Here is a 23,085-nt window from a genome sequence, read left to right on the forward strand (position 1 = left end):
TTCCTCATTCCCTAAGACGTGGTTAATAATAATGATTCTCATTTAATAGTCAACATCTAAATGAGAAAAAGTCTCATTTAATTTAATATGGCACTACAACTGCTTTATAAAGTGGATACGACTTTCTAGTAAAATCTCTTTTTTTTCATAGTGTTCAATAAGATAACCATTACGAAGTAACAGCCTTAGCATAGCGGGAAATTGATTACGAGATTTCACCTTTAAGCACTTATAGCCCTTATCTCTCACCCACAGCTCTTGAGCTTCGAGTTGTAATTGTGCCACACCCTTATTTCTCGCTAATGGAGATACACCACCAAACCAACTATAAAAAGTGTGTTCATTTAATTGATAACCAATTTTAAAGCCAAGCAATTCACCTTCTTCCTCCGCAATCAATATTAAAGAATTTTTTCCTTCAATACGGGAAGCTAAAGACTCGACAGTTTCTTTGTGAAGAAATTCATCAACCTGATCAACAACATGAATCACTTCTTCTAACGAGCCTTCTCGAATCAACACAGCCATAATGCCATCCCCCAATGAAAAAGAGCCGGTATAAACCAGCTCTTTGTGTACTCAAATGCCTAACCGATTATTCTGTTGCAGATAAATGCTCTGCAGCTTGAGCATTATCCTCAGCAAGCCACTCTGCTACATCTTTAGCAAAGTAAGTTAAAATACCGTCAGCACCCGCGCGTTTGAAACACAGTAGAGACTCTAAAACGGTCTCACGCTCTTTTAACCAACCATTCTGAATCGCCGCTTTGTGCATCGCGTATTCTCCAGAAACTTGGTAAGCAAAAGTAGGCGCCTGAAGCTCATGCTTCACTCGGCGAACAATATCCAAATACGGCATACCAGGCTTCACCATCACCATATCCGCACCTTCGTTAAGATCCATAGCCACTTCATGAATGGCTTCATCACTATTCGCCGGATCCATTTGGTAGTTTTTCTTATCACCACCTTTAAGGTTTGAAGCACTGCCCACTGCATCACGGAAAGGTCCGTAGTAACAAGAAGCATATTTTGCAGAGTAAGCCATTATTTGAGTATGAATGTGACCCGCTTCTTCTAGCGCTTCACGGATCTTACCAATACGACCATCCATCATATCTGATGGAGCAACGACATCAGCACCGGCTTCGGCATGCGAAATCGCCTGTTTGATCAAAACTTCGGTTGTTTCATCATTTTGAACATAGCCTGTTTCATCGATGATGCCATCTTGACCATGAGTCGTGAATGGGTCTAAAGCCACATCCGTAATGACACCAATTTGAGGGATGTGCTCTTTTAGTGCACGGACGGCACGTTGAACTAAACCTTCAGGGTTATAAGATTCAACCGCACACAAGCTTTTCGCATCTTGATTCACGACGGGGAATAACGCGATAGCTGGAACGCCTAAATTCGCTAAGTATTGCGCTTCTTCTAGCATTAGGTCGATAGATAAACGTTCGATACCCGGCATAGATTCAACGGTTTCGCGACGATCTTTACCCATTAAGATGAACATTGGGTAAATTAAGTCACTTACAGATAGTTGGTTTTCTGCCATAAGGCGACGGCTGAAGTCATGTTTACGCATACGGCGCATACGACGACCTGGGAATTGACCTTGAATTGAAACAGACACGAGATTCTCCTTGCCTAGTCTAAACATCAATATGCCTAGATATGAAAGTGCTAAATACTGATAAAAGCATATCACCGATGGTTACAGACGCTAACAGTAAAGCTCAGATCTGAATGAAAAAATCGAACAAATGACAAAAAATGACCTTCCTCTCACACTACCGTATACTCAGCGCAACTTTAGATTTTCAGGACAGCATGATGATTGACACTCACGCCCATATTTATGCCAGCGAATTCGACAATGACCGTGAAGAAGTGGTGCAGCGAGCTCTTGCACAAGGCATCGATACAATTCTTCTCCCGAATATTGATCTAGACTCTATCGAGCCGATGTTAAACACAGAAAAACAATTTCCTGATGTCTGTCGTTCAATGATGGGGCTGCATCCGTGTTATGTAGACGCGAATATTGAGCAAACCTTAGCGACCATTCGCGGTTGGTTTGAAAAACATAACTTTATTGCTGTCGGTGAAATTGGGATTGATCTGTACTGGGATAAAACATTCAAAGCAGAACAAGAGCTTGCTTTTGTGACTCAACTGCAATGGGCAAAAGAACTCAACCTGCCTGTCGTAATCCATACTCGTGATTCAATCCAAGAAACGTTATCACTTTTACAACAAGAACAAGATGGCAGTTTACGTGGTGTTTTTCACTGTTTTGGTAGCAGCTTGGAAGAAGCACAGGCTATCAATGAATTAGGTTTTCATTTAGGGCTTGGAGGAGTGTCTACCTTTAAAAACTCAGGAATGGATAAGGTGATACCTCACTTAGATATGGAATACGTTATTCTTGAAACTGACTGCCCTTATCTAGCTCCTACACCAAATAGAGGAAAACGCAATGAGCCAGCCTACACAAATCTTGTCGCAAAACGTGTCGCAGAGCTCAGAAATATAAGTCTAGAAGAAGTTAACCGCATTACAACCAGCAACGCAAAAAAATTATTTTCTCTTTAAGTATTAATTTTTATAATATTTTTTTATCTTGACGACTTGAGTTGCATAGTCAACAACGTTAATATTCGCGCTCACTTTAAAATAATACTAAAGAGTGAGTTATATGTGTGAACACGATACCATTCACTTACAACGTCAACATCGAACATTTTGGCACAAAATCATTGGCATCAAAGAAATTTACGTATGCCAAATTTGCGGTCACAAAGTAACAGTCCGATAGTTAAAATAAAAAAGCAGCCCTATGGCTGCTTTTTTATTTTAACGTGATTGCTTAGTCTGCGTTTACTCTTCTATTTCTTCTTCGCCTTCCACAGGTTTTCGTACATAAAAACGAGCGAAAAACAGACCAATTTCAAACAATATGCACATTGGAATGGCAAGTAATGTTTGAGAAATCATGTCTGGCGGAGTTAGCATCATACCGATAATGAATGCACCCACGACAATATACGGACGCTTTTCAGATAAAGCTTTCGGAGTCGTAGCACCCGTCCAACATAGCAAGATAATGGCAACTGGCACTTCAAACGCAATACCAAAAGCAAAAAATAGCGCTAAGACAAAATCTAGATAACTGGATATATCGGTCGCAAATTCAACTTGCCCGAGAGAAATAGCAGTAAAGAAGCTAAATACCAGAGGGAAAACAACAAAATAAGCGAACGCAACACCACAATAGAAAAGCAATGAGCTAGAGGCCAGTAATGGCATGATCAAACGCTTTTCGTGCTTGTACAGCCCAGGAGCAACAAACGCCCACACCTGATACAAAATAAACGGGACAGCTACAAAAATCGACGCTATCAATGTTAACTTCAAAGGTGTGAAAAATGGTGACGCTACATCAGTAGCAATCATTGTTGCTCCTTCAGGTAAACGATCTACCAAAGGTGCTGAAACAAACTCATAAATATCATTAGAAAAATAAATTAGCCCAACAAAGATTACAAGAACCGCAACAATTGCGCGCAAAAGTCGGTTACGTAGTTCAAGTAAATGGCTAATCAAAGGTTGTGTCTGCTGAGTCGAAGACATGTCAAACCTCTATAACAGGAAGATCGAAAAGGAGCCAATCACATGCACATTACACAAAGCATTGTGTTGCATGAGCTTATTGTGGCTCCTCCTTGCGAGACTATTCGGCTTTTTTATCTGACGCTACTGAAGCTTCTTTACGAATTTGAATACTTTCATTCTCACTCGTTTCGGTGATTGGCGTCGTTTCCACTTCACTTGCTTTTTCAGTATCAGGCTTCGCATATGGTCTTTGAACAGTAGCAGCTGCCTGCTTTAATTCATCAACCGATGCTTTTAGATCTGGAGATAAATCTTCCATACCCATTTGCTCAGCCTTACGCAGGTTCTCTTGCAATTCTTGAACTTTAAGCTCGTGAGAAAGTTCATCTTTCACACTGTTTGCCATGCTTTTTGCAGTACCAATAAACTTGGATACACTGCGAATTGCAACAGGCAAACGCTCAGGTCCTAAAACAACTAACCCGACGACAGATATTAATACCAGTTCCCAAAAACCGATATCAAACACGACTTACGCCTGCTCTTTGTCTTTCTTTGTTTCAGCAGTAGCGTCTGTTTTCTGCTGTTCAATATTTTTTGGTTCAAAGTCTGCGTCTTTTTTATCGGCAGGCTTGTCTTCATCGCTCATTGCTTTTTTAAAGCCTTTAACCGCTGAACCTAAATCACCACCCATGCCACGTAGTTTCTTAGTACCAAATAGTAAGATTACGATTACAGCAATGATTAGAAGTTGCCAAATACTGATACCACCCATTGTATTGTCCTCGGGTTTGTCTACACAAAAATTATTAAGGGAGTCTACCGTTTAACGACGGTAAGCTCGCCAACTTAGCAGCCAAAATGTGACACCAGCGATGCCACAGCCCATGCTTAACTGCTCGTAAGGGCTTGAAACTAATATTGCGGAGCATACGACTAAAGTTGCTCCAATACCAAACAAAAACTTACCCGTTGCTTGTTGGCGTTTACTATCACGGTAACCTTGGTAAAGCTGATCCATACGTTGGTTCATGGCTTTACCTTGACGCAAGCTATCATATAGAAGCTCAGGTAATTCAGGTAATTTTTCAGCCCAAAATGGTGCACGCTCTTTCACCGCATTGATGACAGCTTGCGGACCAACTTGGTTCATCATCCAAGTTTCTAAAAATGGTTTTGCCGTTGCCCATAAGTCGAGTTGCGGATACAACTGACGACCTAAACCTTCCACATACAATAACGTCTTTTGCAATAAAACCAGCTGAGGCTGTACTTCCATATTGAAACGTCTTGCTGTGTTGAACAGGTTCAATAACACATGACCAAATGAAATTTCACCAAGCGGTTTAGCAAAAATAGGTTCACATACGGTACGAATCGCGAATTCAAATTCATTCACATTGGTATCGTGTGGTACCCAACCAGAATCAACATGCAGCTCTGCGACTTTTCGATAATCACGATTAAAGAACGCCAATAAATTTTCGGCTAGGTAACGTTTGTCTTCACTATTTAACGTTCCAACAATACCGCAATCTAAACCAATCCATTGTGGGTTCTCTGGATTCTCTGGGTTTACAAAGACATTCCCCGGATGCATATCGGCATGGAAAAAGCTGTCACGAAATACTTGTGTAAAGAATACTGTGACGCCACGTTCAGCCAATAACTTCATGTTAGTGCCATTAGCTTCTAACATGGGAATATCCGAAACTTGGATGCCGTAAATCCGTTCAGATACCATTAAAGATTCACTGCTTAAATCAGTGATCACTTCAGGTACGTATAATTCTTCACTGCCTTCAAAGTTACGTCGAAGTTGAATGGCATTCGCGGCTTCTCGGCGTAAATCCAATTCATCAATCAGTGTTTTTTCGTACTCTCGTACTACTTCAACAGGCTTCAAACGACGTGCTTCAGGCAGTGCTTTCGCGACTATACTCGCCATTCGGTGCATCAGTTTTAGATCTGCATCAATGACAGGGCGAATATCAGGGCGAATCACCTTCAGAACGATTTCGCGACCCGATTCTTTTAGTTTAGCAGTATGCACCTGAGCGATCGAAGCTGAAGCTAATGGCTTGATATCAAAATCAGTGAACCAGTTATCTAAACTTCCACCCAGCGCTTCTTCCATATGCTGCTTAGCCAACTCACCATTAAATGGGGCAACTTGATCTTGCAGTAATGCCAGTTGATCAGCGATATGAGGCAGAAATAAATCCCGTCTTGTCGACATCATTTGACCAAATTTGATCCATACCGGACCAAGCTCTTGAAGCGCTAAGCGAAGGCGAATACCTAATTCTTTATCTGGATGCTTGTTCTTTACCCAAAATAGCGACTTTCTTGCCAGCAAAGGCGCTTTAGTCAATTGGTGAACCGGCATTAATTCATCAAGACCGTACTCTAACTGTACCTTGATAATATGATAAAGACGTTTCAATTCAGTTGGGGTCATGCTTTCTCCAACAGCGCGTTTAGTTTTGCTTCCAAACGTGCCGTTGCACTTTTCACATCGTCCACTTGATCACAGAAATAAGCGATCTCTAACGGAGCTGGAGCAATTTTCCACTCTTCCGTTAGCACTTGAGCAATATGGTTTTGGTGCTTAGTCGCTTGCTTAGAAACGAAGCCACCCACGTTTTTCACACCTTGAACTAAAGTATGTGCCACCACATCTCCAGTAATGCGGGATAACCACTCTTCAAGATCAGGTTTGCAGTCTGTCATGAGCTGTGCAAATTTTTGCGCGAGTTGAATATCACCTTCTAAAATCAGTTTATCTTGCTTGATTAGCTTGGTGATATTGGACTGTTCACGTAATTCAGGTAGTACCGAAAGATTCAGCGACAAATAACAATCAGGCTGACCTTCATAATCGCCTAAAACATCAATCTGCTGGCTGAATACGAAAGTAAGCGTTTTATTAAGCTCTTTTAAATTAACTTGGATTACTTGCCCCTTTAAACGAGATAAACGACGCACCAATTCTGGGTCGTCGTTTACGAAGGTATTTAAAGAGGTTTCAATAACCGCAGTCACTAATGGATCAAATGGCATGACAGTCCTTAGCTTGTATAAAAGATAAACGGCATAACGGATGAATAGTCACTCATCCGTTTTAATCATTTCATTGAATACGTTTATCTCGAAATCCGAGTTAGAACTTATAACCGCGGTGTAAGGCAACAATGCCACCCGTCAGGTTAAAGTACTTAGTATTTTCGAAACCGGCACCTTGCATCATGCCTTCCAGAGTCTCTTGATCTGGGTGCATGCGGATAGACTCCGCTAGGTAGCGGTAACTGTCAGCATCGTTTGCAATCAACTCGCCCATTTTAGGCAGCAAGTGGAAAGAATACGCATCGTACACTTTAGATAAAGGCTCAAGAACCGGCTTAGAAAACTCAAGAACCAGCAAACGACCGCCCGGCTTTAACACACGGTACATCGAGCGTAATGCTTTATCTTTGTCTGTTACATTACGTAAGCAGAAGCTAATCGTGATGCAGTCAAAGTAGTTATCTGGGAAAGGCAGTTCTTCCGCATTCGCTTGTACATAGTGCACATTACCTACAATGCCGCTGTCGCGAAGTTTGTCACGACCGACGTTAAGCATTGAGTTGTTGATATCAGCCAGTACCACATGACCTTTCTCACCGACAATACGTGAGAACTTAGCCGTTAGGTCACCAGTACCTCCACCAAGGTCAAGAATACGCTGACCAGGGCGAACGCCACTGCAATCTATTGTGAATCGCTTCCACAAACGGTGAACACCACCCGACATAAGATCATTCATGATGTCGTATTTAGCGGCTACAGAGTGAAACACCTCTGCTACTTTTGCGACTTTTTCGTCTTTCGCGACGGTTTCAAAACCAAAGTGTGTGGTTTCTGATTCTACTGCTGAATTTGTCTGCACGCTTGTGTCCATAATGCTGTTATCTACCATGGTAAGTTTTTCATCGACAGCGCGTGATACCTAAATACATCTAAGGGCGCTGCGGTCGATTAGTTTACTTTATCCTCAGCAGGTTGTCTTTCTACTAACGAGGCATTTTCTGAAAAAGCCTCATTTTGCGCGATCTCGGTAAGGTTTATCGAAATTGGCTTCTTCACCTCTACCCCTAATTCTTTAAAGCTTTCCGCTTGTCGAATCACATTGCCACGCCCTGTTGCCAGTTTATTCATAGCACCTTGGTAGTTTTGATTCGCTCTGTCTAAAGCCCCGCCAAGCCCTTCCATATCATCAACAAACAAGCGTAATTTGTCATACAGCTTGCTTGCGCGATCCGCAATTATTTGTGCATTTTGGTTTTGACGGTCATTTCTCCATAAATTATCAATCGTTCTCAGTGCCACCAGCAAAGTGGTTGGGCTCACCAAAATGATATTTTGTTCCATGGCGTCTTTGACCAAGCTTGGATCCGCTTGAATAGCGACTTGGAAAGCCGGCTCAACAGGGATGAACATCAAGACGTAATCTAAACTTTGAATGCCCTTTAGTTGATGATAATCCTTCTGACTCAACCCTTTAATGTGCGCTCGCAAAGCAATTAAATGATCACGTAATGCTGAATCTCGCTGCAGATCATTTTCAGCATTGAAATAGCGTTCAAAAGCGACCAATGCCATTTTTGAGTCAACCACCACTTGCTTTTCTTGTGGCAAATGCACAATGACATCAGGTTGATAGCGCTTACCTGCATCATTTTGTAGGTTCACTTGTGTGTGGTACTCATGCCCTTCTCGCAGACCTGACTCGGCTAATACACGAGCTAGCACTACTTCCCCCCAATTGCCTTGTTGCTTGTTATCTCCTTTCAAAGCTTGAGTCAGGTTTGTCGCTTCACGTGTCATGGTTTCATTTAAGCGCTGTAAATTTTTCAGCTCATGCACCAAAGTATGTCGCTCTTTGGCTTCTTGACCAAAACTGTCGTTCACTTGCTTTTTAAAGCCTTCTAACTGTTCACGCAATGGGGACAAAAGCCCTTCTAAGCTTTGCTTATTTTGCTGATCCACTTTGGCTGTTTTGGTTTCAAACAGCTGATTGGCGAGAATTTCAAATTGTTGTTTCAAACGAGATTCAGCTTGCTCCAACAACTGTAGTTTTTCACTGCTGGCTAGGTTTTCTTGGTCATGCCGAGCTTCTTGCTCGCGTAATTCTGCCTCTAACTCAGATTTTTGATCTTTTAGGTAATTTATCTCATCTGCATATTGCTGACGCTCTTGCTTCACCGCTTCAAAATATCGCAGCTTTTCTACCGCCGCCATCACTTTGCCATGAGCTTGCTTAAGTTCAAACGCGGCTTTGTCTCGCTCATCATCCAATTCATCTAACTCTTTTTGCGCTTGTTCTAGAGATGATTTGAGTTGCTGAGCTTGGGATTCATGCAATTGCTTGTCAGATTCAATCTGCTGCTCTAAAAGCTGTTGCTGGAAAGAAAACTTCTGTTTTACCCACCAACTGACCGCGATACCACTTGCGAGAGCGCTTGATATAGCAGTGATAAGTGTCATTTGATGTTCAATAATCCATTGCATGATAAAGATTTAGCCTATTTAGGAGTGACTCTTTAAATGGTATTTTGATACTGGATAAATGTCCAGTTTGCCGTATTAAATTTCGACAGATAGACTAGGTCTCCGTATCCTATTCCAACAATAATAATGAGTTACTATGAATGAACGTCGCGCCTTAGGTTTTGGCCTTTCTGCCGTATTGCTTTGGTCAACGGTTGCTACCGCCTTTAAGCTCACCCTTGCGGAGTTTTCACCTATTCAAATGCTCGCGGTCGCCAGCGTTGTTTCTTCCTTCGCCCTTATCGCGGTTTGCTTTTTCCAGGGTAAGCTTTCTCAACTCAGCACGACCTTTCTCTCTAACCCTTGGTACTACTTATTATTAGGGCTCGTAAACCCACTAGCCTATTACCTGATACTTTTTAAAGCCTACGATTTATTACCGGCATCACAAGCTCAAGCCATTAACTACAGTTGGGCCATCACCCTCACTCTTATGGCTGCCGTTTTTTTGGGGCAAAAGATTCGTAAGCAGGATTGGGTGGCCTGTACCTTCAGCTACTTGGGAGTCGTGGTTATCGCCACAAAAGGTGATCTCTTAGGTCTAGAATTTGACAGCCCATTCGGCGTTGCACTTGCTCTGGTTTCTACATTGCTTTGGGCGGGTTACTGGATCCTCAATACCAAAAATAAAGCTGATCCAGTTGTAGGTGTGCTTTTAGGTTTCTTAGTAGCACTACCACTTGCGATTGGTTTAGCGATTTATGAAGGTAACAGTTGGGCGCATATCACTGCAAAAGGCTGGATGGCGGTGACTTACGTAGGGCTTTTTGAGATGGGTATTACGTTTGTGTTATGGCTTTCAGCGTTAAAACTAACCAACAATACCGCTCGCATCAGCAATTTAATTTTTGCATCACCTTTTATTTCATTAATGCTGCTGGCCACCATTATTGGGGAAGACATTCACCCTTCAACGTTATTCGGCTTAGTGCTGATCATCGTGGGGTTAGTGATACAGCAAATTAAGTTTTCTAAAAAGAACGCGTTAGAGAGCCCAAGTTCTTAAACGCTCACTTCCCCATTCAAGCCTTACAAAATAAAGAATGGCGAGTTCACCTTCCAATGAACTCGCCGTTTTCTCGTTAATAAATAGAGTTAAGTGCGCTCTCTTGTCTAATCAGCAAACAGTTCATACGCCAATTCACTTCCCTGACCACGTACACTATCAATCACTGCAATCATTTCATCAGAAATATTCAGAGCTTTAGCCGCAGGGTGACTTTGTAGGAAGTCTTGCTTTTCGGCATCATCTAAAAATGAATCCCAACGATCATTAACTGCCCTTGAAAAATACAACAAACAAGCTAGTTTCTTAGACACGCGCGCCTTACCCGGTCTATTGACGTTTGCAATCGCATCCACCATTTCAGCTGGGAATTGCCAAGCTTGTGCCAAACGAGCCCCGAGTTCTGGTGCATCTGTCAATAACACATCTCTTTGTACCTTCAACATGCTTTCACCAGCTTCAACCCGTTTAGATATTTCAACAGCTTGCTCTGGTACAAGAGAATGAATCATGAGTTCACCAATATTGTGCAGCACACCAGTGGTAAATACTTCATTGGGATCTAAGTCGACACTAGGTGCAAGTTTGCTGGCGATCATCGAGATTTCAAAGGTGTTTGACCAATAATCTTTCACATTGAGAGTTTCAATTTTAGGAAAGGCACTTGAAAGGATAGAGGAAGAAACAAGAGTACGAACCGCACCGCTTCCGACTCTGATGATGGCATCATTAATCGAGGAGACCGATTTATTACCGCCAAATTGAGCAGAATTCGCCATCCTCAAAATGCGGGCGCTTAAGACCTGCTCCATCGACATCTTCCTCGATAGTTCATTGAAATCGACGTTTTCTTTATTCACCATTTCAAGCAGTTCTTGCAGGATACTCTCAATGCGAGGTAGTTCATTGAGACGAGAAATCAAGGCTTGCTGGCTCATTAGCTCACTCCTTTTAGCATGTCACCATTCTTAATATAGAACAGATTTAATGCTTTGGAGTGAGTCATTGCAGGATCTGATAGTGTTATCAGTAAAGTTTAGAATGGCGCATAGCAATCAAGATTGGACGGCTATGCGATTACAAAGCACCACATTTATTACTCAGGGTACTTATTACGTCACTTTGCTTACAGGTTAACTTTATTGTCTCTACAAAATTATGCCCACTGCCCAGCAACATAACCGCTAGACCAACACCATTGGAAGTTATACCCACCAAGCCAGCCTGTCACATCCATCACTTCACCAATGAAGTACAAGCCAGACACTGTCTTACATTCCATTGTTTTAGAAGATAAATGGTCGGTATCCACGCCACCTAACGTGACTTCCGCCGTTCTATAGCCTTCAGTGCCATTTGGGGCAATTTTCCAGTTCTCTAAGTACTCTGTGATCGCCTTTAGCTGCTTTTCATTAAACTGTTTCAGCGGTTTATCTTCTAGCTCTTTACGCTCAATTAATACTTCAACTAGACGCTTTGGCAGCACTTTTGCGAGTGTGTTTTTTAAACTTTGATTAGGGTGTTGCTCACGAGATTGCTCCAATAACGCATCCACATCGGCTTCTGGTACCAAGTTGATTGAAACCGCTTGACCTGCTTTCCAAAAAGATGAGATTTGTAATACAGAAGGTCCGGACAACCCTCGGTGAGTGAACAATAATGCTTCTTTAAATAAAGTCCCATCTTGAGCGGTAATCTCAGCGGGTACTGCAATACCAGAGAGCTCAGCAAAGTCTTCTTTGTCTGCTTTATGCAATGTGAAAGGGACTAAACCCGCGGTCGTTGGGATGATAGACAAACCGAACTGTTCAGCAACTTTATAGCCAAATGGAGTGGCGCCTAACTTAGGCATTGAAAGCCCACCAGTCGCCACCACTAGTGATTCACATTCGACGACATCTGTATTTAAGTGCAATTTAAAACCGGACTCTTGCTTCTCAATTGAGTGCACATCACAGCGATAGCGCTGCTCAACATTCGCTTGCTTACATTCTTCTAGCAGCATGCTCACGATGTCTTTTGCCGTAGAGTCATTTACACAGAATAACTGGCTATGATCGCGCTCTTCAAAATCAATACCGTGCTTGCATACCATTGAAACAAAATCCCAGTTGGTATACTGAGATAAAGCAGACTTAACGAAGTGTGGGTTTTTACAAAGGAAGTTATTAGCTGTCACATCGTAGTTAGTGAAATTACAACGACCACCACCAGAAATCAGGATTTTGCGCCCTGGCTTTTTCGCATGATCGACCACAAGCACTCGGCGTCCACGTTTTCCCGCTTCTGCTGCGCACATTAGACCGGCTGCGCCAGCGCCAATTACGATTACATCAAATTTTTCACTCATAGTGGTCTGTTTTAACTCTTCACTTACTGATCAGCCGAGCTACGTCCTGTAGTGGTGATTTCACCAATAAAAAAGGATGTGCATTAACAGCACATCCTTACTAATTTGTCGCTATTTTAGCGGCAAAACTTAACTTTGCAATTGATGATCAATTACCCAGTTCAGTGGCAACCCAAAACGGTTCCACTCTATGTCTATTTGCTTAGCTCTACACTATGAATGCAGCAAGCAGTGTTACCCCAAGTAAAGATACCGATAAGATAAACAGCTCTCTTACTCGGCTACATTTAGTGATAAACATAGTATCGTGATGATGGTGATACTCTTTACTTTTAATATAACTAAATAAGCGAACTTGCTTAGTCATATTGCCATGCGTGGTGAAGAACCCACCTCCATCTACTTGTTGATAAAGTAGTGGGTGAGCTTCTCGCATAATGTAGATTAATGTACGTAAAGCCGTTAAATAACGAGCCCAGTTAACGCATGTCACAAACATAAGCGCAAATAGAATAGTGTCTCCGCTGATCATCCTTTCCTCCCTACATCTTCATCGACGCTCAAAAGAAAAAGACAATCAGCTGACTATTTTCTTACAACTTTACGCTGCAGGAGCTTCCATAATTGAAGATGAACCATCTTTTGCCAATTGAGCTAAATCTTTATCAATGAAGAACAACGCTTTACCGTCTTCACCAACAAGCTCTAACTTGTCTAGAACGCCTTTAAATAACTTCTCTTCTTCGTGCTGCTCAGCCACGTACCACTGTAGGAAGTTAAACGTTGAGTAATCTTGTGATGTAAAAGCAACGTGAGCCAGTTTGTTGATTTGTTGAGTAATCATCTGCTCATGTTCGTAAGTTTCACGGAACACATCACCTAAACTACCAAATTCATGTTTTGGAGCTTCAATAGCACCTAAAATTGGCATTGCACCAGTCTCACTCACGTAAGTGAATAGACGTTGCATGTGTTCCATTTCTTCTACGGCATGAACACGCAGAAACTCAGCTGCACCTTCAAATCCTTTATCTTCACACCAAGCACTCATTTGTAAGTATAGATTGGATGAGAAAAATTCTAGATTAATTTGCTCATTCAGTTGTTCGACCATAGTTTTAGATAGCATTAAAGTCTCCTAGTTACCTCTTTAATTTGGTTTACTATATCACTATTTAAGCGATATCTCTTAGTCCAATACTTCACCGAACAAGATTAGTATTCCTACGCAATACAATGGATATGAGATCACTCTGGCAAAAAAACGTACAGGACGGTGCTAATCTATAATAAGACCGATAATAGGGAGATAGCAGTATGAGTTACCAACATATTTTAGTCGCCGTCGATTTGTCCGATGACAGTAAGCTATTGGTAGATAAGGCGGTAGCGCTCGCCAAGCCGTTAGGTTCTAAAGTGTCTTTTATCCATATTGATATCAATTATGCGGAGCTTTATACCGGGCTTATTGACATCAACATGGCTGAAACCCAACATAACGCAATGGAAGCTTCTCGTATTCAACTGCAAAATTTTGCGGAGCATGCACAGTATCCAGTCACTCATACTTTAGTCGGAAGCGGCGATTTAAGTAATGAACTCTGTGACACGATTAATGAATTCAACGTTGATTTAGTCGTTTGCGGCCACCATCAAGATTTTTGGAGCAAACTACTTTCGTCCACTCGCCAACTGATCAATGCCTCTCCTGTCGACATGCTGGTCGTACCCCTGCGGGATTCTCAAGACTAAGACTACAAGATTCGGTAGACTGCAGAACATTCATTTAACAAATAGATCGATTTATGAGTTATTTAGCTGCAGTCACCCTACTTTGGGCGTTTTCTTTTAGCTTGATCGGCGTTTACCTCGCAGGTCAGGTAGATGCTTGGTTCTCGGTATTAATGCGCGTTGCCTTAGCAGGCTTAGTCTTTTTACCTTTCTTAAAATTCCGTAATGTCCCTAAACCTTTAATTGCTAAACTAATGGCAATTGGCGGTATTCAATTAGGGTTAATGTATTGCTTCTACTATCAATCTTTCTTACTACTTTCTGTACCTGAAGTGCTGCTGTTTACGGTTTTCACCCCAATTTACGTCACTCTTTTTTATGACTTCCTAAAAGGTCGCTTCTCTCCTTGGTATTTAGTCACAGCTGCAATTGCGGTAGTTGGCGCAGTATTCATAAAGTTTGCCGGTATTAATGAAAATTTCTTAATGGGCTTTTTGGTGGTGCAAGGTGCGAACCTGTGCTTTGCGATTGGTCAGGTGAGCTACAAAGTGGTGATGGAGAAAGAATCAATAGATTTGCCTCAACATACCATCTTTGGCTACTTCTACTTAGGCGCATTATGTGTGGCATCTGTCGCTTTCATGCTCCTCGGCAATCCAGACAAATTACCGACGACATCATTACAATGGGGCGTACTTATTTATTTAGGGCTAATAGCTTCCGGTTTAGGCTATTTTGTGTGGAACAAAGGCGCGTGCATGGTTAATGCAGGTGCTTTAGCAGTGATGAATAACGCATTAGTCCCAGCAGGGCTTGTGGTGAATATTTTGATTTGGAATAGAGATGTTGATTTAGTCAGGCTTTCTATTGGTGGCGGTATTATTTTACTGTCATTGTGGGTCAATGAAACTTGGGTAAAAAAGCGAGTAGCACAAGCACACTAACAAATAAAAATAGCGACTGGTGACAGTCGCTATTTTTTAATCTTTATAATTACTTAATAGGGCTAATTACCCGTTTGTTATTTCCAGTTAGTGGATATGCTTGGTTGAGTCTGAAATTTGCCTTTCATTCAATACTGCACTTTCGATATGTGCGCTCATTCTTTCGAATTGGCTTTCAAGCTTCTGACTCTTTTTAAGCAGCTTTCTGTGCTGCTTCACTACTTTTGCTAGCTTTTTATTGTATTTCTCACGCTTTTTAAGCGATTTTTTCGCACGCTTCAGTTCTTTACGACCCAGCTTATCATTTTTTTCTATCGCTAGTTTTTGCTCTAGCGCTAATGCTTCAACACCAATTTTGGCTGCCTTTTTCACTTTTTTCTTAGAAACATTAGTCTCTAAAACAGCCTGCTCTTCTAAAGATGTAGGTTCGAAAATTTGTACCACTTCTGCTTGAGGCTCCGCAAATGACACGGGAATTTGATCAGCTAAGGTCAGTTCAGGAGTTGGAAGAGTTTCAGCAAGCAAACCACAAGCGGCTTTTTCTGCTACCGACTTAGTTTGGCAACCCACAGGTGGTATTGCTGATGGCTTGCATAGATTGGCTTTATCTGCAGATGAACGGGCACAAGAACGGCACACAAATTTAGGTTCCGTCACCAAGTTATGGATTTCACCTAAATGTTCAGTGATGTCTCGTCGGTTCAGCTTACAAAAACGTTTAGCCATTTCTACAACTCCAGCTAAGAATGGTAATAATTCTTAGTTAGATATACATCTAGATTTCACCGACCGCAAGCAATAAATAGTAATTTTTCGTATTTATGTCGGTTAAATAAAACAGCCTTTCGCTAAGTCATTGAAGCCTTTACATACACATCAAAACGGTTCTTTTTTGTCTCAATAGCCATACTTGGTTTTTTCTCATCTAACCAGTCTGCGTAATCTGGTCTTTTCACGACCACTCGCTTGCTGGCCAGTAACAATGAAGGCTGTAATAAACCATCAGCGTCTAAATCTGCTCCCACTAAAGACTGGAAAACTCGCATTTCTTTTTTGACTAACGCGGATTTCTTTTTATTTTCAGGATGTGGGTACATAGGGTCCAAGTACACTACATCTGGTTGTTGAAAGTTTGGGTCATTGGCGAGTTTATCTAAAGCGTCATGGCTTGAGGCATGAATTAAGCTCATGCGTTCGCTTACCCATGAACCAATGCCTGCGTCTTGCTTGGCACGCTCTAAACCATCATCTAATAAAGCGGCGACGACCGGATGGCGCTCAACCATTTGAACTTTGCACCCTAAAGATGCCAATACAAAAGCATCACGCCCCAAACCAGCAGTACCATCTAAAATAGTGGGAGTTGCCCCTTTATTTAACCCAGCGGCTTTGGCAATAGCTTGACCTTTCCCGCCACCAAACTTGCGTCTGTGACCTACAGCCCCACCGACTAAATCGACATAAATCGCACCCAGTTTAGGTTCATCTACCTTACGAAGCTCTAACCTTTCACAGGTCAGCACCAAGGCAAAATCACTGGCATCATCATGAGATAAGTTCCAACGTTCAGCTAAATCATTCAGGCGATCGGTTTGATTAGCATCTTCGCAGATCAGTTGTAGGTGCAAGGTCGTCTCCAGCAGGTCGATATTCAAATCTCAATCAAATTGAGAGGGCAAATAAATAAGGCAAGCAGTTTACCTGATTACCTCAAAAATAAGTATTAGATGGTGTGGCGATAAATGCACATTTCTTCAATGCTTTAATATTCAGCTTAATGATTGCGCCTTACCATAGCTATCTCTAGAGTTATGCCAGCCACTCATTGAGCATTCTTAGATGTTCTTCTCTCTAATCAGCTCTTCCACCAGCTCCGCTAATGGCTTAGGTTTGCCAATGATATAACCTTGAGCATAATCGACCCCAAGCTCCATGAGTCTGTCGATAATCTGAGTATTTTCAACAAATTCAGCGACCGTTCGTTTGCCCATTTGTTTCGCTAAGTCATTAATAGAGCGAACCATCACTCTATCCATTTCATTGACATCAATATCCCGTACAAACAAACCATCAATTTTTACAATGTCGACAGGCAATTTTTTCAAATACCCAAACGAAGACAAACCCGAACCAAAGTCATCTAATGCAATCAAACAACCAAGCTCTTTCACTTTGGTGAAAAACTCAATGGCTTGATTCATATTACTCATGGCGGCAGTTTCAGTAATTTCTAAGCAAATCTTACAGTTCGGTACCCTAGTGTTTTTCAAGCTTTCTAAAAAGAAATCAATGAATTCTTGGTTCCCCATCGAGTGACCCGATAAGTTAATTGAACATAGCCCCAAGTCATTAAAGGTTTCAAAGTTATCTTCTAACCATTGCAAGGTTTGCTTTATTACTTGGCGATCAATGTTATGTGCGACGTTATAGCGCTCAGAGGCTGGTACAAAGATCCCCGGTGAAATGTATTCACCTTTGCTGTTTTTTATTCGAGCTAAGATTTCAAAGTGCATCTTGTCATGATCACTATCTAGACCAAGGATACGCTGAGCAAACAACTCTAAACGATCATGAGCCAATGCATCATGAACCAAATTCACACATTCCATTTCTAAATGGCGACGACGTAAATCCTCATCATCTTGATGATAAAGGTTATAACGATTACGACCTTCCTCTTTGGCGATATGACAAGCCGCATCTGCTTGTGCGTGAACCATTTGTGGCGAAGAAGCCGTATGATCAATTAAGCGAATACCTATTGAACTGGTTAAATTTAGGCGAATGTCATCCCACAAGAATGGGGCTTCTCTCATCGTCGAAATAATGCTGCGACAGACATTGATAGCATCTCGTTCTGTGCAATCTTTAAGTAACACGGCAAATTCATCCCCGCCCATACGCGCTAAAATGGCGTTATAAGGCAAGACATCTTCAAGCAGCCCTGCGCAAAATAAAATGGCGGCATCTCCGGCTTCATGCCCTGCGGTGTCATTCAATACTTTCAGTTGGTCGAGATCGAGAAATAACATCGCATGAGTTCTCATATGACTCGCGACTTCTTTCAGTGCTTTTTCAAGCTCTTGCTCGAAATGGTTACGATTAAACGTATTCGTTAATAAATCATAACGAGCTTGGTATTCAAGTTGCTCCGACAGCGCATGTGTTTCACTGATGTCTTCTCCAACAATCAGCAGCTGGTCCGAATCGACTAACGGGCGAATATTTTCGCGAATCCAAATAGTGTGACCATCTGCATGGCGATATTGAATATCTCGTCGCCATACTCCTTTCAAAGACTGCTGAGGCAGCAACAAGACTTGGCGAGGAATCATTACGTTTTTTTCTAAATAGAACTCTCTTGGGCGATGACCTAATAACTCATCGAGTGGATAACCCAATAATTGTTCAGCAAATTGGTTCGCCTGTTGAATCCGGTTATTTCCATCTAAAGTAATCATCATGACAGGCTGTTTGTCGTAGTACAGCTTCAAATTCGCCTCTCGCTGAAACAACTTATTTTCGGTTAATTTACGAGAAGTGATATCCCTTGCTTCAAGTAAAAACTGAACGTCTTCTAAATCTGAATTTGGCATCGGCTTCAGCGACACTTCCAACACCATTGAACCTCGGTCTTGGCACCATACTTCCCCTTCAAACCTAAGAGCTGAATGTGGTGTGCCAGCAGCAAAATAGTCTTTTAACGTTTGGCTCGCAGAGTCTTCCCAGTGTTGATGTTCAAAGAGAGGAGAACCCAATTTATAGCCTTGGTTATAAAGCAGTTCATGCAGTTGTGTATTACTCGACACAAGCACCCCATTCTGTTCAACAATCCCCATAAACTGAAGGCTTTGATCAAAAATGGATTCTAGAAGTAATTGATTTTTTCGGCTGTTTTTTTCACTGATTCGTAAGCGATTCACATAATAGATCAAGATGAAAATTACGATTGCCATCAATAGAAACACGCTACCAATAGTGCGTATCTCATCTCGATAGCGGGTAATAAATGATTCGGGTTTATTCAATAAGGTTACTGACGCTTCAGTTTCAGCACCTAAATTCCAACGGTTAAGTTGTTGATGATCTAACTTAACTTCAGAAGAACCGGACTTGGCTCTTGGAAGTGGCTCATTTGGCGATGCTAATACATCAACTAACACTTCTCCGGTTTCTCGACCTTGAGATGAACCACTTTGGATAACCCCACCAACAGCACCAAAACCTAACCCTAAATCATGAACCATATAGATAGGAACATTCGTTAACTGGTTTAGCTTGCGCCAATCATCTTCACTACTGATGTAGCCATTTTTATCTCGGTAATACACCCAAAACAACACACTATTTGTCATGTCGCTTCGTTGTGCAAACTGAATGAGTTCTTGGTAAGTATCAGGAGTGAAGTGTTCAACCAAGTCATCAAACTCAGGATTCTGAGCCAAGAAACCATCAACTTGGGCACGCACTGCTTCTCCTGTCACAGAGTAGTCAGACACAATATAAACGGTATCTACAGACGCTTGCAGGCGTTGAATGAGGTTTAGGTTATTAAGGATATCGATATCTTCGGTGACGCCTGTCGCGTTTAGGTCTTTGTGCATCTCTGGTGAGTAATCATTAATCCCCCCAAAAATTACCGGTGTACCTTTTAGCTCAGGAGCTAAACGCTGCATTAAATGCAGTGCAATATTATCGCTCACCACCACTGCAGAAAATTCTTCATGAGAAAATTTTGATTTATAAAGCTGGTACACTTTTTCTAAGTACGCTTGGCTTTGCACTCGCTTGGCATCTAGGTAAACAACCCGATAAGAAATCCCTTCGTCATTCAACGGCTTTGATAGTCCCTCTTGAAAACCATCGGTCCAGAAGAAGCCTTGATGATACGAATGCACAACCAAAACATCTTTCGGTTTCGCCATTTCTTTCTGTTGTGCTATTTCTTTCGGTTGTGCGATTACCTTCTGCTGTGCAATAGCAAAAAAACTGCAAACCATCATGAGAATAAATAACGAAAAGCGCACTGAGTTAACCTTATCAATGTAGATACTGTTAATATTATCACCCTTGGCTATGAAATGTACTCTAGCTAACCATTTTTCACTCTGTACAAGGACTTTGCATGTCGACGACAACAGCCCGCTTAGATGACCTGGATCGCGCTATTCTAAAAACCCTGATGGAAGACGCACGTACCCCTTATGCAGAAATGGCAAAGCAATTTGATGTTAGCCCTGCCACCATTCACGTTCGTATCGAAAAAATGAAAGCCGCCGATGTCATCGAAAAAACGGAAGTGGTCGTCAATACAAAAAAACTGGGGTATGACGTTTGTTGCTTCATTGGGATTAACCTCAATGCCGCACGAGATTACCATTCCGCCATTGAAAAGCTGAATGCATTGGATGAGGTTGTCGAGGCATATTACACAACAGGTGCTTACAATATCTTTGTGAAGTTGATGTGCAAGTCGATTGAAGAGCTGCAATTTGTATTGATAGATAAGCTACAAGCGATTGATGAAGTGCAATCCACAGAAACGCTGATTTCTCTGCAAAACCCAATTAACCGTAATGTGAACCCTTAGCTCTCTAGCGATATTTTTCGGTAATAACGATAAAGCTAAGTCACAACGAGAAGGCTTATTCATCACGATAGAGTTTCAGAAGGATGAAGCTTTTGGTCAATAAAGCAAAAATAGACGCATACAAAAAAGGCTGAACTCATAAGTTCAGCCTTTTGCTTTATACAGTTTTAATTACGCTTCAATACCAGCGTGACGCAACATCGCATCAATTTGTGGCTCACGACCGCGGAAGCGTTTGAATAGCTCCATTGGTTCTTCACTGCCACCCATTTCAAGAATGTTATTCAAGAAGCGTTGACCGGTTGCTTCATTGAAAATACCTTCTTCTTCAAATGCAGAGAATGCATCAGCCGACAAAACTTCAGCCCATAAGTAGCTGTAGTAACCTGCGCTGTAGCCACCAGCAAAGATATGCCCAAAGCTATGCGAGAAACGGTTCCATTCAACACTTGGTAGTACCGCTACTTTCGCTTTTACATCTTGCAGGGTTTCTAAAACACGTGCGCCAATTTCAGGGTCGTATTCTGCGTGCAGAGTGAAGTCGAATAAGCCCAACTCTAACTGACGTAAAATAAACATTGCTGATTGGAAGTTTTTCGCCGCCAGCATTTTCTCTAGCATCTCTTTTGGTAGCGCTTCGCCTGTTTCGAAATGACCAGAAATGAACGCCAGAGCTTCTTCTTCCCAACACCAGTTCTCTAGGAATTGACTCGGTAGTTCAACGGCATCCCAAGGTACACCGTTAATTCCTGCTACTGCGCCCGCTTCCACTTGAGTCAGCATATGGTGAATACCATGACCAAACTCGTGGAACAAAGTGACAACTTCATCATGTGTAAACAGTGCTGGCTTATCACCAACAGGCTTATTGAAGTTACACGTTAAGTAAGCAACCGGAGTTTGTAGTTCACCAGATTCCGTAATACGGCGACCACGGCAATCATCCATCCATGCACCACCGCGCTTATGCTCACGAGCATACAGATCAAGGTAGAAGCTGCCACGTAATGTGTTGGTTGCATCAAAAATATCAAAGAAACGTACCGACTCGTGCCAAGTATCCACGTCTGTGCGCTCTTTTACTGACATACCGAATACACGGTTCAGAACTTCAAATAAACCTGAAACCGCTTTTGCTTCTGGGAAGTATGGACGCAATTCTTCGTCTGAGATTTCAAACAAGTTTTGCTTTTGTTTTTCGCTGTAATAAGCGATATCCCACAATTCAAGGTTAGCTACACCGAATTCTTTTTCAGCAAACTGACGTAGCTCTTCAACTTCTTTCTCACCTTGAGGCTTAGCTTTTACTGCTAGATTATTCAAGAAACCTAGAACTTGGTCTGAAGTCTCAGCCATTTTCGTCGAAAGAGACTTTTCACTGTAAGTTGTAAAACCAAGCATGCGTGCAATTTCATGGCGCAATTTTAGCTGCTCAGTGATCAGCTCTGAGTTATCCCATTTGCCCGCATTTGGACCGCGATCAGAAGCGCGAGTTACATAAGCTTCATAAAGCTCTCTACGTAATTCTTGGCTATCACAGTAAGTCATGACTGGTAGATATGAAGGGATATCAAGCGTCAGTAGGTAACCTTCTAACTCTTTAGATTCAGCGGTTGCTTTTGCTGCCGCAAGTGCTGATTCAGGCATACCTGCAAGTTCAGCTACATCAGTAATATGCTTGCTCCAACCCATGGTTGCATCCAGCACATTATTTGAGAATTGAGAGCCTAGCTCAGACATGCGCTTGCTGATTTCACCGTAACGGTATTGCTCATCAGCAGGTAAACCAATACCTGATAATTCAAAATCACGCAGTGCATCGGTAATTGTCTTTTTCTGAGCTTGCGTTAGCGTCGCAAATTCATCACTCGCTTTAATCGATTTGTACGCTTCAAATAAGCCTTTGTGTTGGCCAACCCATGTACCGTATTCAGAAAGAATAGGTAAGCAACTTTCATACGCATCACGTAGTTCATCGCTATTTACTACCGAATTCATGTGGCTTACTGGTGACCAAATTCGACCTAGGCGATCATCTACTTCATCAATTGGCGCAACAAGGTTGTCCCAAGTTGGCGAAGTATTACCTTCTAATACTTGTTCGATTTTTTTGCGGCAGTCGGCAATCACTTGCTCAACAGCTGGCTTTACGTGCTCGGGTGAAATTTTAGAAAATGGAGGTAAGTCCGTGAAAGTCAGTAATGGATTAGACATGAGGCATCCTTTTAAATTTCGTCTTTTTTATCATTTA

At 41.9% G+C, this 23,085-nt stretch carries 21 protein-coding genes and 1 pseudogene; 5 read left to right on the forward strand and 17 right to left on the reverse strand.

Features of this window, described 5'->3' with window-relative positions:
• Positions 1–93: 93 nt before the first annotated feature.
• Both L4C37_RS09710 and hemB read right to left on the reverse strand, forming a co-directional pair.
• The gene (locus tag L4C37_RS09710; RefSeq protein ID WP_429768452.1) at positions 94–528 is read right to left on the reverse strand and encodes a GNAT family N-acetyltransferase; all 435 of its coding nucleotides are present in this window, start codon (positions 526–528) and stop codon (positions 94–96) included.
• 67 nt (positions 529–595) lie between these two features.
• Complete coding sequence (gene hemB / locus L4C37_RS09715) at positions 596–1,642, reverse strand: porphobilinogen synthase (protein ID WP_137373931.1); 1,047 nt, start codon at positions 1,640–1,642, stop codon at positions 596–598.
• 200 nt (positions 1,643–1,842) lie between these two features.
• Between hemB and L4C37_RS09720 the strand changes: the two genes are divergently transcribed.
• Positions 1,843–2,604, forward strand: coding sequence for a TatD family hydrolase (locus L4C37_RS09720; RefSeq protein ID WP_429768476.1), 762 nt, complete (start codon positions 1,843–1,845; stop codon positions 2,602–2,604).
• A gap of 285 nt (positions 2,605–2,889) precedes the next feature.
• Here the strand turns inward: L4C37_RS09720 and tatC are convergent, their stop codons facing one another.
• From tatC to rmuC, 7 genes and pseudogenes are all read right to left on the reverse strand, one after another.
• Positions 2,890–3,642 carry a twin-arginine translocase subunit TatC gene (gene tatC / locus L4C37_RS09725; protein WP_137373930.1) on the reverse strand — a complete coding sequence of 251 codons (753 nt, stop codon included), beginning with the start codon at positions 3,640–3,642 and terminating at the stop codon, positions 2,890–2,892.
• A 213-nt stretch (positions 3,643–3,855) separates the two neighbouring features.
• Positions 3,856–4,153 (reverse strand): annotated as a pseudogene (tatB, locus tag L4C37_RS09730) (Sec-independent protein translocase protein TatB); the annotation flags it as partial.
• 3 nt (positions 4,154–4,156) lie between these two features.
• Positions 4,157–4,399, reverse strand: coding sequence for a Sec-independent protein translocase subunit TatA (gene tatA / locus L4C37_RS09735; RefSeq protein WP_137373928.1), 243 nt, complete (start codon positions 4,397–4,399; stop codon positions 4,157–4,159).
• 51 nt (positions 4,400–4,450) lie between these two features.
• Positions 4,451–6,085, reverse strand: a complete 1,635-nt coding sequence (gene ubiB / locus L4C37_RS09740) for a ubiquinone biosynthesis regulatory protein kinase UbiB (RefSeq protein ID WP_429768453.1) — start codon at positions 6,083–6,085, stop codon at positions 4,451–4,453.
• Positions 6,082–6,687, reverse strand: coding sequence for a ubiquinone biosynthesis accessory factor UbiJ (locus L4C37_RS09745; protein ID WP_137373926.1), 606 nt, complete (start codon positions 6,685–6,687; stop codon positions 6,082–6,084). The genes ubiB and L4C37_RS09745 overlap by 4 nt, the downstream gene beginning before the upstream one ends.
• 100 nt (positions 6,688–6,787) lie before the next feature.
• On the reverse strand, positions 6,788–7,567 hold the full coding sequence (ubiE, locus tag L4C37_RS09750; protein ID WP_137374123.1) for a bifunctional demethylmenaquinone methyltransferase/2-methoxy-6-polyprenyl-1,4-benzoquinol methylase UbiE: 780 nt from the start codon (positions 7,565–7,567) through the stop codon (positions 6,788–6,790).
• 74 nt (positions 7,568–7,641) lie between these two features.
• Positions 7,642–9,174, reverse strand: coding sequence for a DNA recombination protein RmuC (gene rmuC / locus L4C37_RS09755; protein ID WP_429768454.1), 1,533 nt, complete (start codon positions 9,172–9,174; stop codon positions 7,642–7,644).
• Positions 9,175–9,310: 136 nt separating this feature from the next.
• Between rmuC and L4C37_RS09760 the strand changes: the two genes are divergently transcribed.
• Positions 9,311–10,219 carry a DMT family transporter gene (locus tag L4C37_RS09760; protein WP_429768455.1) on the forward strand — a complete coding sequence of 303 codons (909 nt, stop codon included), beginning with the start codon at positions 9,311–9,313 and terminating at the stop codon, positions 10,217–10,219.
• Between the two features lie 107 nt (positions 10,220–10,326).
• Here the strand turns inward: L4C37_RS09760 and L4C37_RS09765 are convergent, their stop codons facing one another.
• The 4 genes from L4C37_RS09765 to ftnA form a co-directional block, all read right to left on the reverse strand.
• Positions 10,327–11,157: an HDOD domain-containing protein gene (locus tag L4C37_RS09765; RefSeq protein WP_429768456.1), complete on the reverse strand. Its 831-nt coding sequence runs from the start codon at positions 11,155–11,157 to the stop codon at positions 10,327–10,329.
• 218 nt (positions 11,158–11,375) lie between these two features.
• Positions 11,376–12,569, reverse strand: coding sequence for a BaiN/RdsA family NAD(P)/FAD-dependent oxidoreductase (locus L4C37_RS09770; RefSeq protein WP_273295966.1), 1,194 nt, complete (start codon positions 12,567–12,569; stop codon positions 11,376–11,378).
• 208 nt (positions 12,570–12,777) lie between these two features.
• On the reverse strand, positions 12,778–13,101 hold the full coding sequence (gene uspB / locus L4C37_RS09775; RefSeq protein ID WP_137373904.1) for a universal stress protein UspB: 324 nt from the start codon (positions 13,099–13,101) through the stop codon (positions 12,778–12,780).
• 69 nt (positions 13,102–13,170) lie between these two features.
• Positions 13,171–13,698 (reverse strand): non-heme ferritin, encoded by a 528-nt coding sequence (gene ftnA / locus L4C37_RS09780; RefSeq protein ID WP_137373903.1) that lies wholly within the window; start codon positions 13,696–13,698, stop codon positions 13,171–13,173.
• A gap of 188 nt (positions 13,699–13,886) precedes the next feature.
• Here ftnA and uspA point away from each other — a divergent pair, with 188 nt between their 5' ends.
• Positions 13,887–14,321, forward strand: a complete 435-nt coding sequence (gene uspA / locus L4C37_RS09785; protein ID WP_137373902.1) for a universal stress protein UspA — start codon at positions 13,887–13,889, stop codon at positions 14,319–14,321.
• A 53-nt stretch (positions 14,322–14,374) separates the two neighbouring features.
• On the forward strand, positions 14,375–15,244 hold the full coding sequence (locus tag L4C37_RS09790) for a carboxylate/amino acid/amine transporter (protein WP_273295967.1): 870 nt from the start codon (positions 14,375–14,377) through the stop codon (positions 15,242–15,244).
• A gap of 87 nt (positions 15,245–15,331) precedes the next feature.
• Here L4C37_RS09790 and L4C37_RS09795 read toward each other — a convergent pair whose 3' ends face one another.
• The 3 genes from L4C37_RS09795 to L4C37_RS09805 form a co-directional block, all read right to left on the reverse strand.
• On the reverse strand, positions 15,332–15,970 hold the full coding sequence (locus L4C37_RS09795) for a hypothetical protein (RefSeq protein WP_429768458.1): 639 nt from the start codon (positions 15,968–15,970) through the stop codon (positions 15,332–15,334).
• Between the two features lie 122 nt (positions 15,971–16,092).
• Positions 16,093–16,872 (reverse strand): class I SAM-dependent methyltransferase, encoded by a 780-nt coding sequence (locus tag L4C37_RS09800; RefSeq protein WP_429768459.1) that lies wholly within the window; start codon positions 16,870–16,872, stop codon positions 16,093–16,095.
• Positions 16,873–17,079: 207 nt separating this feature from the next.
• Positions 17,080–20,271: an EAL domain-containing protein gene (locus L4C37_RS09805; RefSeq protein WP_429768460.1), complete on the reverse strand. Its 3,192-nt coding sequence runs from the start codon at positions 20,269–20,271 to the stop codon at positions 17,080–17,082.
• 98 nt (positions 20,272–20,369) lie between these two features.
• Here L4C37_RS09805 and asnC point away from each other — a divergent pair, with 98 nt between their 5' ends.
• Positions 20,370–20,834 carry a transcriptional regulator AsnC gene (gene asnC, locus L4C37_RS09810; RefSeq protein WP_137373898.1) on the forward strand — a complete coding sequence of 155 codons (465 nt, stop codon included), beginning with the start codon at positions 20,370–20,372 and terminating at the stop codon, positions 20,832–20,834.
• Between the two features lie 171 nt (positions 20,835–21,005).
• On the opposite strand, the gene prlC is transcribed toward asnC, so the two are convergent.
• Positions 21,006–23,048, reverse strand: coding sequence for an oligopeptidase A (prlC, locus tag L4C37_RS09815; RefSeq protein ID WP_429768461.1), 2,043 nt, complete (start codon positions 23,046–23,048; stop codon positions 21,006–21,008).
• Between the last annotated feature and the right edge of the window lie 37 nt (positions 23,049–23,085).

This window comes from Vibrio kagoshimensis (genome assembly GCF_050337535.1).
Lineage (GTDB): Bacteria > Pseudomonadota > Gammaproteobacteria > Enterobacterales > Vibrionaceae > Vibrio > Vibrio gallaecicus.